The sequence below is a fragment of the Pradoshia sp. TA40_28 genome, assembly GCF_059694525.1.
In genome coordinates, this window is sequence record NZ_JCATZO010000002.1 from 1 (window position 1) to 15,557 (window position 15,557).

General features: G+C 37.2%; 13 protein-coding genes. 4 read left to right on the top strand and 9 right to left on the bottom strand.

What is annotated here, in order from left to right:
* The 3 genes from AC58NB_RS02065 to AC58NB_RS02075 form a co-directional block, all read right to left on the bottom strand.
* On the bottom strand, nucleotides 1-866 hold an 866-nt coding region (locus AC58NB_RS02065), incomplete at its 3' end, for an NAD(P)H-dependent flavin oxidoreductase (protein ID WP_497425157.1).
* 140 nt (nucleotides 867-1,006) lie between these two features.
* The gene (locus tag AC58NB_RS02070) at nucleotides 1,007-1,693 is read right to left on the bottom strand and encodes a response regulator (protein WP_497425158.1); all 687 of its coding nucleotides are present in this window, start codon (nucleotides 1,691-1,693) and stop codon (nucleotides 1,007-1,009) included.
* Between the two features lie 12 nt (nucleotides 1,694-1,705).
* Entirely contained in the window at nucleotides 1,706-3,286 is a 1,581-nt protein-coding gene (locus AC58NB_RS02075; protein WP_497425159.1) for an ATP-binding protein, read from the bottom strand.
* A 99-nt stretch (nucleotides 3,287-3,385) separates the two neighbouring features.
* On the opposite strand from AC58NB_RS02075, the gene AC58NB_RS02080 reads away from it, so the two are divergent.
* The gene (locus AC58NB_RS02080; RefSeq protein ID WP_497425160.1) at nucleotides 3,386-4,429 is read left to right on the top strand and encodes a DctP family TRAP transporter solute-binding subunit; all 1,044 of its coding nucleotides are present in this window, start codon (nucleotides 3,386-3,388) and stop codon (nucleotides 4,427-4,429) included.
* Nucleotides 4,430-4,650: 221 nt separating this feature from the next.
* The gene (locus tag AC58NB_RS02085; RefSeq protein WP_497425161.1) at nucleotides 4,651-5,916 is read left to right on the top strand and encodes a dicarboxylate/amino acid:cation symporter; all 1,266 of its coding nucleotides are present in this window, start codon (nucleotides 4,651-4,653) and stop codon (nucleotides 5,914-5,916) included.
* A gap of 239 nt (nucleotides 5,917-6,155) precedes the next feature.
* Here AC58NB_RS02085 and AC58NB_RS02090 read toward each other — a convergent pair whose 3' ends face one another.
* Together AC58NB_RS02090 and AC58NB_RS02095 are read right to left on the bottom strand one after the other, a co-directional pair.
* Nucleotides 6,156-7,244, bottom strand: coding sequence for a CopD family protein (locus tag AC58NB_RS02090; RefSeq protein ID WP_497425162.1), 1,089 nt, complete (start codon nucleotides 7,242-7,244; stop codon nucleotides 6,156-6,158).
* A 3-nt stretch (nucleotides 7,245-7,247) separates the two neighbouring features.
* Nucleotides 7,248-7,835 (bottom strand): copper resistance CopC family protein, encoded by a 588-nt coding sequence (locus AC58NB_RS02095; RefSeq protein ID WP_497425163.1) that lies wholly within the window; start codon nucleotides 7,833-7,835, stop codon nucleotides 7,248-7,250.
* A 310-nt stretch (nucleotides 7,836-8,145) separates the two neighbouring features.
* Between AC58NB_RS02095 and AC58NB_RS02100 the strand changes: the two genes are divergently transcribed.
* Nucleotides 8,146-8,610 carry a hypothetical protein gene (locus AC58NB_RS02100; RefSeq protein ID WP_497425164.1) on the top strand — a complete coding sequence of 155 codons (465 nt, stop codon included), beginning with the start codon at nucleotides 8,146-8,148 and terminating at the stop codon, nucleotides 8,608-8,610.
* A 220-nt stretch (nucleotides 8,611-8,830) separates the two neighbouring features.
* On the opposite strand, the gene AC58NB_RS02105 is transcribed toward AC58NB_RS02100, so the two are convergent.
* From AC58NB_RS02105 to AC58NB_RS02120, 4 genes are all read right to left on the bottom strand, one after another.
* Nucleotides 8,831-9,199, bottom strand: coding sequence for a hypothetical protein (locus tag AC58NB_RS02105; RefSeq protein WP_497425165.1), 369 nt, complete (start codon nucleotides 9,197-9,199; stop codon nucleotides 8,831-8,833).
* Between the two features lie 14 nt (nucleotides 9,200-9,213).
* Nucleotides 9,214-10,293, bottom strand: coding sequence for a toxic anion resistance protein (locus AC58NB_RS02110; RefSeq protein ID WP_497425166.1), 1,080 nt, complete (start codon nucleotides 10,291-10,293; stop codon nucleotides 9,214-9,216).
* A gap of 24 nt (nucleotides 10,294-10,317) precedes the next feature.
* Nucleotides 10,318-11,118: a hypothetical protein gene (locus tag AC58NB_RS02115; RefSeq protein ID WP_497425167.1), complete on the bottom strand. Its 801-nt coding sequence runs from the start codon at nucleotides 11,116-11,118 to the stop codon at nucleotides 10,318-10,320.
* A gap of 286 nt (nucleotides 11,119-11,404) precedes the next feature.
* The gene (locus tag AC58NB_RS02120; protein WP_497425168.1) at nucleotides 11,405-12,097 is read right to left on the bottom strand and encodes a DUF1919 domain-containing protein; all 693 of its coding nucleotides are present in this window, start codon (nucleotides 12,095-12,097) and stop codon (nucleotides 11,405-11,407) included.
* Between the two features lie 275 nt (nucleotides 12,098-12,372).
* Between AC58NB_RS02120 and AC58NB_RS02125 the strand changes: the two genes are divergently transcribed.
* The gene (locus AC58NB_RS02125; protein WP_497425169.1) at nucleotides 12,373-15,297 is read left to right on the top strand and encodes an SH3 domain-containing protein; all 2,925 of its coding nucleotides are present in this window, start codon (nucleotides 12,373-12,375) and stop codon (nucleotides 15,295-15,297) included.
* The last annotated feature ends 260 nt before the right edge of the window (nucleotides 15,298-15,557 follow it).

The following is a 15,557-nucleotide window of genomic DNA, read 5'->3' on the forward strand; positions in this document are numbered from 1 at the left end:
TCCTTCTCATACTGTTGCATATCTTCTATAAATTTATTTTTCACTCCACGAGCTTGTTTACCTGAAAAGGCCTTGGTTAATACGGTATCCTCTTCTGATGCATAAAGAATTGCTTCCTTATGTAATCGATGTGCTCCACTTTCCTTTGTAGTTAAAAAAGCGGTACCTAATTGAACAGCTTTTGCTCCAAGACATAAAGCCGCTGTTAGACCTCTTCCATCCATAATTCCACCTGCAGCGATAACAGGTATGGAAACATGATCTACAACTTGAGGAATTAAAGACATTAACCCTATTAAACTATCCGGATTGATAAATGAACCTCTATGTCCCCCTGCTTCGCTACCTTGGACAACTACTGCATCCATTCCTATACTTTCAACTAGTTGGGCTTCATTTACATTTGTCGCAGTACCAATAACAAATGTCCCCTTCTTTTTTAATTCTTTCACAATCTCCTTACTTGGAATACCAAATGTGAACGAACAAACTTTTACTTTTTCGTTTAATACGATTTCTATTTGTTCTTCAAATTCAGATCCAGTAGAAATGGATACCTCATCTTTATCTATCTGAAGTTCTTTTCGATACCTATCTAAGATACTATTCATTTTGAAGATTTTATCCTCTATTAATGCTTGATCTTCCGGTACAAAAAGATTTATACCAAATGGATGTGTTGTTAACTTTTTTACCTCTTGTATAAAATCTCTTGTTTGTTCTGCTGTTAAATAACCTGCTCCAATACTACCTAAACAATCATTATTCGAAACAGATGAAACGAGTTCGGGAGTGGTCACTCCTGCCATAGGCGCTTGTAGGATGGGTAATTTAATTCCTAACTCTTGAATTAATTTGTTATCCATAATATATACATCCTCTCATATTTTTTCATTAACAAGTTATCCATTAATAAAGGTAGTCATTATTCGGGGTTAGAATACTTATATAAAAAATCTCATAAAATAATAGACACCAGACTTCAATAGCCTCTTATTCAATCAATCTAAACTGTTTGATATCGGTTAACAGGTCTTCCTATTCCACCATACTGTAAGACAATTTCAACTTTGTTTTGCTTTTCAAGATGATCTAGATAACGGCGGGCCGTAACTCTTGCCAGTCCAGTTCCTTCGGCAACTTCTTCTGCTGAGATTGGGTTCTTTTTCTCTTTGATGAATTCAAGGATTTTCTCCATCGTTGCCGGGTTTAGCCCTTTGGGGAGTTCTTCTTTCTTCATTTTCGGCTCCTGTTCAGGCTGACTGCGTAAGAGGCGGTCCAATTCTTCCTGAGTCAATTCCTTTTTCAATTTGAATTGGTCCCTATATGCCTTATAGTTCTCGAGTGCTTGCTTCATCCGCTCAAAGGTGAATGGCTTCATGACATAATCAAATGCCCCGTATTGCAGAACTTTCTGAATGGTCTGCTGATCATTGGCTGCTGTAACAGCAATGACCTCTGTCGAAATGGCCTTTTCCCTGATTTTCCGGATCGTTGCAACTCCATCCTGTTCAGGCATGTAAATATCCATTAAGACGAGTTCTGGCTTCAAGTTTTCAATTTGTTTAAGCCCTTCCTTACCGTTCGGGGCAAAACCGACAACATGAAAACCTTCTATTTTTTCAATAAATCCGCGATTTACCTCGCGCACCATTGGATCATCCTCTATTAGTAATACAGGAACGGTTTCCATTCTATTTCCCCCTTAAAATGTAATAACAATGCTTGTCCCTTCACCAGGAGAACTGTCCACTTCTATAGCACCGCCGCCTTTGGCGACAATTTCATGAATTAAGTACATGCCAATCCCATGTCCATCTTCTTGTTTGGTTGTGTATCCATTTTTGAATAGATTATCGAAAACAACTTTATCCATCCCAATCCCATTATCTTCTACCATAATGGATGTAGCATCATCCGTTTGGTCCAAACTAATAGAAACTCTACGCTCTTTTTTGTTGGATTTTTGTACAGCCTCAAATGCATTTTCCATAAGATTGCCGATAATGACGACAAAATCATGATGGTCGAGCCCCTTAGGGAAATGAGTCCACGTACTGTTCTTATCTATTTCAACCTCTATGCCTAGTTCTTTCCCCTGACTAACTTTACTGAGTAATAGACCGGATAAATTGTCATCTTGTATACGTTCATGCAGGAAATCAGTAAGCTTGTCCTGTTCTTCTTTAGCTTGGAAGATATAGTCTGTAGCCGCTTTAAATTTACCAAGCTGAAGCAAGCCTGCAATGGTATGCATTTTATTTTTATGCTCATGGTTTTGAACACGGAGAGCCTGAACAAACGCCTTAACGCCTGTAAGCTCCTCGGCAAGCTTTTTCACGTCAGTTCTGTCCTGAAAAACAGCAACCGCTCCAATCGTTTTGCCCCTTACATGAATAGGGATACGGTTACTAAGAATGGAGTGCTGATTGACCAATAGCTCTTTATTATAGACCGGATGATTGAAATCAATGATCTCTGGCAATCTTGTATCAGGCAGGACATCATATATATTCTTACCGATTAGATCTTGCTTATCTACACCAAGAATATGATAGGCCTTTTCATTAAAAACTGTAATGGCCAAATTATTATCAATGGCGATGATTCCTTCATGCATGGCATTAAAGGTTTCATTCCGTTCCGCATATAGACGGGCTATTTCATGCGGTTCAAGGCCAAACATCTGGTTTTTAACATGCCGGGCAAGTGACCATGCTCCCCATGCACCTAAGAGCAGTGAAAAACAAATGGCCAAGATAATTTCAATCCTTGTTCCCCATACAATTTCCCACAGAGTCGGGGTCAGATAGCCTGTGATTACAACCCCAACTTGATTATGTTCATCATCCATAATTGGAACAAATCCGCGCAAAACTGCGCCAGCTTGCCCACTCGCCTTAGAAACATAGCTGTGTTCCGAAAAGGCAGCATCCTCATCTGTCGTTTTGGACTCTGTACCAATCATCTTTTTGACCGGATGGGACAGCCTAATTCGATTATTATTGAGCACAACAATATAATCAGCCTTATTGATCACCCTAATTCGTTCAACAATTGGGTTTATTTCTTCTGCTCCGCTTTTGTCACCGTCTTCTGAAAGCAGCTTCTTTACCTCAGGCAATTCAGCAACCGTTCTGGAGAGGAGCAGGCTCCGTTCGCTGATTTCTTCCTCCTTCTTTTCCATGATACTTTCGAGCACAAAGATGCCTGCAACAGCGAAAGAACAGAAAATAATGAAAAAAGTCATAGACATAATCTTCCAATGAATTGATATTTGCTTCATGCCGAAAACTCCTCAAGTAACTTTTTTCCATTGTACCACCAATAAACATGGTAGAATATTGAAAAGAATAGTTTTAGAATAATATAGCGGGGATATGAGATGAAAAGATTTTTGATAGCTTCTGTTTCCATCATTGCCATATTGCTTATATACATGGGGTTTCGGCATGATTTTGGACAGAAAGCAAGCTTACCAACTGATTTTGAACAAGAGGGCCTAAACGAACAAATTGTCATCAACTTTAGTCATGTTGTTGCCGAAAATACACCAAAAGGGCTTACTGCTGATAAATTTGCAAGGCTAGTTGAGCAGAAGACGAACGGAACCATCCAGGTAGAAGTCTATCCGAACAGCACACTCTACTCTGATGGTGATGAACTGCAGGCTTTGCAAAAAGGAGAAGTCGAGATGATTGCTCCCTCCTTCTCCAAAGTGACGGATTGGATTCCCGAATGGCAAGTTCTCGACCTTCCTTTCTTATTTGAGAATCATAAGGATATAGAGGAGATTTTCACTGGTCCCATAAAGGGAGATCTATTAAGAATGCTTGATGAGTATGATGTTAAGGGCTTGGCCTTTTGGAATAATGGATTCAAACAAATTACAACGGCGCATTCCCCTGTTAAACTGCCAAATGATCTCGAGGGACTTACACTGCGCACGATGCCAAGTAACATGCTCCAAAGACAATTGAACATAGCTGGGGCGGAGAACCGAAGCGCCTCCTTTGATCAGGTTTATAGATTGTTAGAAAGTGAGGAGCTTGACGGCCAAGAAAATACGATTTCTAACATTGATTCTAAGGGCTTCTATCAAGTACAGGATCATATGACACTAACCAACCATGGTATTCTCGGATATGCCGTCATGATTAACAATGAATTTTGGAACAGCCTCCCCGAGAATTTACAACAGGCAGTCATTGAAGCAATGGAAGAAGCAACCGCTTGGAACTTAACGCAATCCGAGCAAATGAACAAAGAATCCTTAGCGAAATTGGAAGCTTCCGCTGAACTTGAGATCCATCATCCAAGTGAAGAAGAATTACAGCAATGGCAGCAAACTTTCAAGCCCCTATATGATTACTATGAGAACCAAATCGATGAAAAGTTATTAAAAAAAATGGAAGAAGCAATAAACTGATCAGACCTCCCCTACGGAAGGTCTTTCTTTTTCATATGGAGTCGAACCTGATTGTTTAATAGGAATAAGCCAATTCCGCTTAGGTCAAAAAATATCAACCCGTTGACCAAAAAGAACAAAAAGAACTTTAAAACCATAATCCCCAAATTTCTTGTTTATCCTTTAAGATAAATAAAATAACTTGTAAGCGCTAACAAAATGAAAAGAAAGAAGGGTTGGCTTTGAAAATCTTTAAGAATCTGACTGTCCAGGTTGTCACCGGTATCATTTTGGGGATTATGGTCGGGGCCATTTTCCCTGAGTTCGGTGCCAGTTTAAAAATCCTTGCTGATTTATTCATAAAATTAATTAAAATGCTAATTGCTCCTATTATCTTTTTAACTGTTGTCATTGGGATTGGAAGCATGGGTAATCTAAAGAAAATCGGAAAAATTGGCGGCAAGGCTTTATTGTATTTTGAAATTGTGTCGACTCTTGCTTTAGCAATCGGTATTCTTGTCGTCAACTTTGTCCAGCCTGGAAGCGGGCTTAATACAGAAAATCTAAAAACTGGCGATGTATCTCAATATACGGAACAAGCCGCTGAAACAGATCAGGGCTTCGGAACATTCATTATGAACTTGATTCCTGAGAATGTTGTCGGCGCCTTGGCTGCAGGGGAACTGCTTCCGGTCTTGTTCTCAGCCATTCTATTCGGACTGGCTGCCGCTTCTGTAGGCGAAAGAGCTAAACCAGTCATCACCTTTTTTGAAATTGTAGCGGATATATTCTTTAAGATTGTCAGTATGGTTATGAAACTATCCCCTATCGCCGCGTTTGCCGCTATGGCCTATACGATTGGGAATTTCGGTCTTGGTTCGCTCGTTTCACTTGGTAAATTGATGGGTTCCGTATACCTTACGATGTTTTTGTTCATCGTCTTGGTCCTCGGCTCCATTGCAAAATATTACGGTTTTAACATCTTTAAGTTCATGGCCTATATTAAAGAAGAGATTCTGCTGGTTCTTGGTACCTCTTCTTCCGAATCAGCTCTTCCGGGAATGATGCGAAAGCTCGAAAACTATGGCTGTTCAAAGCAAGTTGTTGGTTTGGTTGTCCCTACTGGGTACTCCTTCAACCTGGATGGTACATCTATTTATCTATCAATGGCCGCTATCTTTATTGCCCAGGCCTACGGAATTGATTTGACGATCTGGCAGGAGTTGACCTTACTTGGCATATTAATGTTAACGTCTAAAGGTGCCGCAGGGGTGACAGGCTCCGGCTTTATCACACTGGCCGCAACATTGGCTGCCTTCCCGATGATTCCGGTAGAAGGAATAGCTTTATTAATCGGTGTTGATCGTTTCATGTCTGAAGCACGTGCCATTACGAACCTAATTGGAAATGGCGTAGCAACTGTTGTTGTTTCTAAATCAGAGAACGAATTCGATCCTGATTATGTGCCTGACGAAAAGGCCGAGAAGCATGCAGCCATTACTCCTTAAGAACAATCTAGCTTATAAAACAAATTAAAATAAGACAAGCCAGTATACTATCTGCCGGCTTGTCTTTCTGTTTAATACTACCATTAAAAATCCTATCCTATCTATGACACTCTTACCATCGACGTATTCAATGGTATCCCTTCACATTGCTTATCTTCTATATAAATTTTCTACCGAGATAAAATCAATCAATGAATGACAGTTCCCTCCATTATAGCCGCTTTCCTTTCAACCACCATTTAACTGATACTCATAATGATCGCCAAATAGCTGGAAAGGACAAACAGGACACTAATCAAAACTGTGAGCATAGGTGAAGATTTTTTAAAATAGATATAAAAAATCATGGCTAAAAATAGGAAAGCTATCATTATAAAGAGAATGCTCATTATATTGACGCCCAAGTGAATGTCCATTCCTGGATTATATTGACCTTGATAAAAGAGTTCAAATAGGAAAGATCGTCCTTCCTCTTCCATGATATTTGCACTTGGTGGGGATTGTTGGCCCATTGCAGCAGTTGCTGAAAAAACAAGGAGTGCCACAATACTTTCCGCTTTCATCCAGGGAACCGGATTAAAGGTTTGATTTGTCATTAATCTCCTTCTAATGAACAGGCCATTGATAACAGCATAAACAAGTAATGAAATAATGAGTATATGTTTTATTAATAAATAGTGCCCATAATCAGCCATCCAAGAGTTTGGATATTCCGGGATCTCCATCACGAAAGTCATAAGAGCAACTCCTGAAGCTGTTGTCACTAAGACGCAGCTAATCGCAAGCGGGGTAAACCAATGTAAAAAGCGAAGCCAATTTTCATGATTTTTGGAAAACCAGCTAGCAACATACAGGATACCAACCCAAACTGTAACAGAAGTAAAATGAATAAAATGGATTAAAAACCCTTTTCCTTGTTCCAAGGAACTTGCATGACTGGACCAGGCAACTCCTGTAATTAAAAGAATAGTTAATAGACAACCCATCCAAGAGTATGTAGGTTTTTCCGCTTGATAAAATTTAGCAATGAATAGGATTAGACTCAAAACAATAATGGTTGTAAAAATCCATGCATTCCCAATATCGAAAGTCAATAGTACCATTTGCATTCCTTCCTGCCATCCTACTCTTTGCTGCAGATTTATGATTAAAACGAGTATGGGCGTAAAGGAAAATAGCGCAATCCCACTTGCAGCAAATATCATGTATCTTTTTCTTACAACTAGGCTTGGACGGAATTGACTTGGAACCATGGTAAGAATAAAACTACCCATTAAAATCGAAAAACAAAGGTATAGAAAAATCTCGCTAACAATTACAGGAGCCATTGATTATTTTTTTCTCCTTAAAACTATAAAGATGATAATCATAGCCAAGATTAATAGTACGGCAATAATTGAAACGAGAGCGGACGAACCTTCATTTTTTGTTTGATCCCCAGCCACGTCATTTTCTGTTTCAGACGCTTTTTGTTTCGATTCTTGTTCACTTATATGCTGATTTGCTTCACTGTCTTCTAAATTTTCATTCTCTGATTCTTTTTCCTTATCATTGTTAGGTGTTGGCGTTTCAGTTAACACATCAAATGAATACTCCCCTTCCATTTGATGCCCATCCGCACTGATAATCTTCCATACAACATGATACTTTCCATTTTCTAAACCATTTGGAAGAGTCCCGATAACTTTATTGTCTGCAATGGTGATATCTTTTATCGAAATAGCTTTTCCATTCGTATTCATTAATTCAAAAGTACTTCCTTGTTCAATCTTTCCATCAAAAGTTAACACTATTTCACGCAGCTCTTCAGTAACAACTTCGCCATCGGCAGGTGTAGAACTCTCTAAATGAGAATGAGCAAAAGCAGTTGGTACAAAATATACCGATAATAGCAAAGTGATTAAAATAAGTCTTTTCAAAATGGTTCCTCCTATTAATATGTTACTATACCGTCCTCTTGCCATCAGTTCTAACTATTATAAGTGATCTAATTAGCCCAAATGATAATCCTTTAAAGTATAATATACAAAAATCATTCGTACCATTTCTTTACACTATAGCTAATTATAGGAGGAGTTATGTTATATAACTCCATCGACTTTCTTGCTTAGTTTTAAATGAAAGCACCAAAGTTCCTTTTTCCATCATTTGTATTTTAAACGAAGTATATACCTATGATAGTTTACGTGTGAAAAAATCCAATTTATGGTGTTTATGAGGAGGTTTCCTATGTCTGAAATTACATTTTTGGCTTCATCCAAATCTTTTATAATACCTAATGAAATTGAAGACTATAACTCTGGAACAATGTTTGAGCAAATGGAAGGTTCAACCCAGTTTTGGGTGAATGAAGTTGATGCATTAGGATGGGGTCAGTGTGTAGAAGGACTCTTTACGATGCCATACATATATGAAATTACCAGTGCTGGTACTAAATTATTCTTATTATATCTTGAAAAATATATGGAAATAGGAGATGTATTGGAACTATTATACATACCTAATCAAAACGACTTTGAATATTACCAAAGAAGATTAATGGAAGCTTCTGAATCAATTTTTATTAATGTTGAAAGTTTAATGTATCAAGATCAATTTGGAACATATCAGTTAAACCCTAAAAAATGGGTAGACGAGTTGTGTCATAAAAATTACGTAACAGAATTCGGAATCACGACTATCGTTAAGTATTAATAAGTGCATGTTAAAGGCGGAAACCTTATTCTGATGGATTACCCCATAATATATTTTAATTAGTGCTTATATAAACAATAAATTCCCACCAATACTATATGCTTATTAATTCATTATTTGTTCATGCTTTATTTCAACCTCTATGAAGCTCTCGCTTGATAGAAAACTTTTTACTAGCTAGTCTCCCAGCAAACAAAAAAACGCCGAAGGATTCGACGTTTTAGAAGTATACTCTATTTGTTTTCTGCTTTTGGTTTTTTTGGTATTTGTCGTACACAACCAATGTCAAGACTGCAAGAATTGGATAACAAAGGACTACTGAGCTGTATGAGGCAAACCCTGCAAAATTGAAATGGAATAGCAGGAAGCCTATTGTGTTAATAACAAATAGTCTCATTTTTAAAGAATGGTGTTCCTTCATTTTCATGAAGAATAAACCAAACAAAAGAATAGTAATCCCAATTGACATGGAAATGTATGAACCTAGGAACATTCCAAATGAATCAAAGAAGACCACTGGAATCATTCCACTGAACATAACGGTCAAATAACAGGTTAACAGCAAGAGAGAATATCTAACATATTGCATTTGTCACTTCCCCCTTATTGATTTAATAACTTCGTTTTCATTTCTCTGTTCATATCATCGAGCTTCTCCACAAACTCTTTACTGCTCGCGATAATTCTACGGCTCGATGCTTCCTGAGTCTCAATAGCTGAATAAATGTCCTGGTATGCCTTTTGCAGCTTTTCAATTGAGATAGAAGGATTCTCGAGAAGCTTGGTCGTTTTCTCTGTATTTTCTTTTAACATTTGTGCGTTGGCCAAGATCATGTTTTCTGTAGCTTCATTCACATCATTAATAGCTGTAATGATTTTTTCTTGGTTTTGCAAGGCCAAATGAATAGCAGATGTAACAGGAGCCAAGTTTTTAGTTGTATCAATCGCATTTCGAATAGCTTCTTTCAACTTATCATTATTCTTTTTGATAATATCTACGGAAGCCAGGGATTGCTGCAAAACATTAACCATGGAACTCATATTTTTTGTTCTGACAATAATCTTCTCCTGTGCTTCGTTGACAAGCTGCTGCTTATTTTGCCACTCAGGCTCATGCCTCTTATCCTCAATCATTTGAAACAGATGCTGCCCCATATATACTTGTTTATCCAACAGATATATTTTTTCATGAACGTCTTTTTTGATGACATCAAGCTCCGCATTATCCTCCTGAAGCATATCTCTTCCTCTTAATAAGGACTGGACGATCTCATCAATATTCTTTTCAACTGTTTGATACTTGGCAATGAACTTTTCATTGGAACTCTTCCGTAAAAATTTCGGTACAATCTTAGCGATCCCTTTGGTTTGATAAGCTCGTGGATTTAAATCGGATACCGCTTCGCGAAGCTTTAACAAATTACTTGGTATATCGTGATTGTCCTTGTTGTCCATCATTTCTTTGACCGGTCTACGCAGACTATTTAACGATTCTCCGGCCATTCGCTGTTCATTGCCACCAAAATTACTTAATTGCTCTAAAACAGAGTCAATATTATGTGCATCTGTATCAGATATTTTTTTGACAACCTGGCTTGCTTCTTCGTTTAATTTTTTCATATCGTCGGGATTAATGACGGATTGAATCACCGTCTCATCAAATTCCCGGTTTTGCTCACTCATTAGCTTTCCACCTCTTGTCCATCTTTAATTTTCATATCGTTGATCGATTGTAGTCAGTGTTTTCTTTAAATCAAATTCTCTTGTATTATCGATATGCCTACGGATTTGTGTAATTCTCTCCTGTATAGTAATTAATCGATTTAATGTATCATGTTCATATTTTTCTTGTTGTTTAGCTTCTAATTGAATAAAGTCAGCAATCAACTTTCGGAAATCTTTGATTAGTGTCTCCCTAACCTGATGCTCATAATCAATGTCTGTGATTAACTCTACATGCTCCAGCAAATATCCCAAACTAGGAATAATTTGAGTAAACGCATGATCGATCGGTGATGAAAGGCGGTTTGTATTCCTTGCATCTTCCAGCTCATTAATAAGCGAAGTATAATTTTTGTTATTTTTATATAACAATTTCGTTTTTTCCGGTTGAAAATTCATAATCGCCCATTGTAGAAAAAGATCAATCTTTTCTTTATCGCTTTCTTTTTTCAATAACTGTTCGGAAATCTTCTTTTCTGTATAAACTCTTGATCTTGTATCATACCGAACGTCCAATAAAGGCTGTTTTGTTTTGGCTCTTTGGGCATTAATTGTAATGTATTCCGGACCAGCCAAAATAGATAGTATATTTGAATCCATTTCGTATACATAATGTGCATAGCGCTCATCTAATTGTGTGCATACAAACTGGTCTTTTTGATTTTTTCCAGCTATTCGTTTCATCACATTAGCCAGTCGTTCCTGTTTAGGTTCTGTCGACTTTGCGTCCCGCAAAAAAACTACGGTTGTAGCTCCTACCAATCCAAGCAGGATAACATAAAACATAACAGTCACCCCTTTCTAAGGCTATTTTATCATACTATACATACGAACAAACAGAGAGATAGTTTCAAAAACCTTGGTAAGTTTTCATTTCTTTATGATATTTGTCCAAAAAGCGGTAACGCACGAAATGAATTATATTTAAATAATAATATGCTCTTTACTATTTAGATAAAATGATTGGAAATAAACAGATGATTGCTGCAATTAAAAAACAGACAAACAGATCCTTTTTTTGATCTGATACATAAAAAGGCACCGGGATCAATCCGGTGTCTAGTATAATGTTCTATTTATTACCGATTAGTTTAAAAGGAAATTCCAGTTCAAAATGATTCCTTCTTTTTTGAGGTTCTTTTTTAATCACTTTCCCAGTGTTAAGCCACTCAGCTAAATCAAAGTACTTTTTATAATCAGTTAGCTCATGTTCTATTTTGGTTATTGAATTTTGATTCGAAAAACAAATTATACTTTGTAAATGGCCCTTTGGCATTGCCGTAAAACAAACTTTGTTTTTTAATGGCAATTGATTAAATGTTTCGATACATTCTGCTCTGCACTGATATTGATCGCTAAATTTAAAAAATAATTGCTCCCAATTTATGCGTTTAACTCTCTCATTCCAATCCTCAAACGCTGTTTGTTTATATTTATAGGAATAAAAATGTATTTCTACTTTTTGATCCAATAAACCAATCGGATAGACCTCTTTAATACCATCATATTTAGAATGTAAGGTAAATTTAAGGGGAGATTTCATATAATGCTCAAAGTTAGATACCAGTTCAATATAATCCGGAGCAAATATGTACATTCCTATAAATGGCGACTGATATTCCATGCCTAAATCATCATATACTTTTTTGCCCCAATCATTATCTGAGACAATCGTAAAATGACGATTTTTCACCTTTCTATTCAAATCCAGATGTAAACAATAACTACACATTTTCTTCGTAATTTTATGCAGATACCCTTTCATTGTTCTCCCCCTTTCTATCCTTATTATTATCTTTATTCCTTTTTTTAATGAAAAAATAACATCTTTTTTATGTTAAATCACGATTCCTATTAAATTTTCTCCGAATTATGTCGATATGTGATATAGCACCCTCTATACATTCTATGAGGCCCGCATAATTTTGTTGACAATTTCCACTGATTTAGTTTTTAGCATTCAAACACCATGCAGCAAAACTTTATGGGATCTACCATAAAACTTATAAAAATAGAGGGAGAATAAAGGAGGATGTACATTTGCAAAATCAAAAGGCACTACGTAAGCCATTGGTCTATAAGGGTACAACACTCTTATTATCTGCCGGTTTTATTCTGTATAGCGGGGAAACATCATTACATTTACTGGATTCAATAAAGGCAGAAGCAGCTAGTTCAACTTATTACGAGACGACTGCCAACGTAAACCTACGGGCCAGTAATTCTACTAAAAGCGCTATTTCATTAACCATTCCAAAAGGGAAACAGGTTAGCTATATTTCAAAGAGTGGTTCGTGGTATAAAGTTAAATACAATAATCGTACTGGATGGGTCAATGACCAATATGTAAAAAAGGTCACAAAAACTAGTTCAAGTAAAGCAATTGTCTCTAACTATCAAACGACAGCCAACTTAAATCTGAGATCTAAAGCGTCTACAAACGGAAAAGTCCTGAAAACCATTCCAAAGGGACAAACAGTAACCTATATATCCACCAGTGGGTCATGGTATAAAGTGAAATATCAAACGACTACGGGGTGGGTCAGCTCTGATTATGTAAAAAAAACGAATGAGAAAAAGGAAACAGCGACCGCAGCAGTTGCTTTAAGTAGCACGTTATCCTATACAACTACAGCAAACTTAAATTTACGATCCTCTGCTTCAACGAAAGGATCTGTCGTAACAACAATTCCTAAAGGGAAATCCGTTACGTATGTCTCTAAAAGCGGGTCGTGGTTTAAAGTGAAATACAGTGGTAAAACCGGTTGGGTCAGCTCCAGCTATTTAAAAGGAGTTACAACTGCTAAACCAACGAGCAGCACCCCTTCTTCTGTAGCAAAGCCAAAGCAGGAAGTTACGTATCAAACAACTTCCAACTTGAATTTACGGTCTTCTGCTTCAACAAAAGGAGCTCTTCTTACAACGATTCCTAAAGGAAAATCCGTTACGTATGTCTCTAAAAGCGGAACGTGGTTTAAAGTGAAATACGGTAGTAAAACCGGTTGGGTCAGCTCCAGTTATTTAAAAGGGATTACGACTGCCAAACCAACCAACAGCACTCCTTCTGCCCCGGCAAAACCGAAACAGGAGGTTACGTATCAAACAACATCTAACTTGAATTTACGATCTTCTGCTTCAACAAAAGGATCTCTTCTTACGACGATTCCTAAAGGGAAATCCGTTACGTATGTCTCTAAAAGCGGGTCGTGGTTTAAAGTGAAATACGATAGTAAAACCGGTTGGGTCAGCTCCAGTTATTTAAAAGGAGTTACAACCGCTAAACCAACACCAACCAACAGCACCCCTACTTCTCCCGTAAAACCGGAGCAGAATGTAAGCTATCAAACAACTGCCAATCTGAAACTAAGAACCGAAGCTTCTACGCAGGGATCTATTTTAACCATTATCCCTAAAGGAGAAAAAGTAACCTATCTATCTAAAAGCAGTTTTTGGTATAAGGTGAAATACGGAAACAAAACCGGCTGGGTCAGCTCTGACTTCCTTAAGCAGACGACCGAAGATACAAAAGAGGAACCCAAAAAAGATGTCATTTACAGCACTACTGCTAATTTAAATTTACGAACAAAAGCTTCAACTGATTCAACTGCTATTACAACTATTCCAAATGGGAGTCAAGTTACGTATCTCTCAAAAAGCGGCACATGGTTTAAAGTTTCCTATAATTCATATACTGGCTGGGTCAGTTCTGATTATCTTAAAAAGGGTGCCTCCACTTCGGACTCGTCTGATCAAATCAGTTCTGATTCCTATATAATGATGGATTTAAGGACTAAATCATCTGTAACAGCGGCTCAAATCAATGCTTATATTGCCAATAACGCAACATCTGCCAACAGTGTTTTATATAATAAAGGTAATATTGTAATTAATGCAGCAAATAAGTATGGTGTGAATGCTTTATATCTTGCCGCACATGCCATTCATGAAAGTAATTTTGGTAAATCCACTATTTCTTTGGCGAAAAATAATCTATTTGGTTACGGAGCTTATGATGCTGCTCCATTCGTCGGTGCTGTTAAGTTCAATACGATCCAATCAAATATTGAATTTATTGCCCAAATGATGAAAGCAACGTATTTAAATGAAGGATATTGGTCCTATAGAGGCGCGTATCTTGGTTATACCGTTAAGGATGCTAATGGAAACAGAATTGACAATCAAAGCAGTGGAATGAATTTCTATTATGCCAGTGATTCCAATTGGGGAAAAGCCATTGCCAAGCATATGTCTGCGATGCTTAATTACAGTATGGAAAGTGCTAAAAATGCAACGCCAAACAAAACTGTTCCGAGCAGACCATCCTATCCTGATGCAAAAGACGTCTTCCCAGCTGGCACCCTTGCCGTTGCACATAAGACAATCACTTTGACACCAGCAGAAGGTACTGGTTCAAATGTATACAAGACAACTTCTAATCTGAATTTACGCTCTAATGCATCAACAAGCGGCTCTATTCTGCTTACGATACCAAAAGGCAAAACCATTACCTATGTTAATACAAGCGGGGATTGGATGAAGGTTCAGTACAACGGGAAAACTGGATGGGTTAGCTCTGAATATGTAACAAAAACAAGCTCCGGATCTTCTGTAAATATTCAGGCTGGTGAAACCTTCAATCTTTTAGAAAAACATAATAATGAAACATTAAAGGTAAAATATAAAGGGAAAGTTTATGATACATCCAGTATAAGCTTAAACAACTATTATCAACATATGTCTGTTAAAAATCTAGCACGCGTGGATGCTACCTCCCTACACGTACGTTCAGCTGCCAATACAGGCAGTGATATAGTCGCTACCCTTTCCAATTATCAATATATCGAGTTAGCTTTGGATGCCAAAAACAATCCTGTTACCAGCAATGGATGGTATAAAGTAAACCTAGCCGGCGGTAAACAAGGTTGGATTTCAGGGCTCTATATCATTCGAGAATTAAATAAATAATAGGTTGATATTTTGGAATATCAATAGATAAACAAATTAATATATACTTACATTTAAACTGATTACAAAAGTCCAGAGATACATACTCTGGGCTTTTCTCTTCCTTTTAAACTTATTTTTTAAGTCAGCGCATCAGGCAAGGTTCGATTTTATTATCCATAGCAGTTAGAACTTTATTAAAGATCGCCATTTCTCCCTGTTTATTTTGCCCTTACTCTTTGTCCAATCTTTCATATAATAATAAAAAGTTCTGTATGCGA

Bases quoted from the DNA above. Each gene is read 5' to 3' on its own strand.
- AC58NB_RS02070 (WP_497425158.1), bottom strand. From the start codon at position 1,693: ATGGAAACCGTTCCTGTATTACTAATAGAGGATGATCCAATGGTGCGC.
- AC58NB_RS02075 (WP_497425159.1), bottom strand. From the start codon at position 3,286: ATGAAGCAAATATCAATTCATTGGAAGATTATGTCTATGACTTTTTTC.
- AC58NB_RS02080 (WP_497425160.1), top strand. From the start codon at position 3,386: ATGAAAAGATTTTTGATAGCTTCTGTTTCCATCATTGCCATATTGCTT.
- AC58NB_RS02090 (WP_497425162.1), bottom strand. From the start codon at position 7,244: ATGGCTCCTGTAATTGTTAGCGAGATTTTTCTATACCTTTGTTTTTCG.
- AC58NB_RS02100 (WP_497425164.1), top strand. From the start codon at position 8,146: ATGTCTGAAATTACATTTTTGGCTTCATCCAAATCTTTTATAATACCT.
- AC58NB_RS02105 (WP_497425165.1), bottom strand. From the start codon at position 9,199: ATGCAATATGTTAGATATTCTCTCTTGCTGTTAACCTGTTATTTGACC.
- AC58NB_RS02110 (WP_497425166.1), bottom strand. From the start codon at position 10,293: ATGAGTGAGCAAAACCGGGAATTTGATGAGACGGTGATTCAATCCGTC.
- AC58NB_RS02115 (WP_497425167.1), bottom strand. From the start codon at position 11,118: ATGTTTTATGTTATCCTGCTTGGATTGGTAGGAGCTACAACCGTAGTT.
- AC58NB_RS02120 (WP_497425168.1), bottom strand. From the start codon at position 12,097: ATGAAAGGGTATCTGCATAAAATTACGAAGAAAATGTGTAGTTATTGT.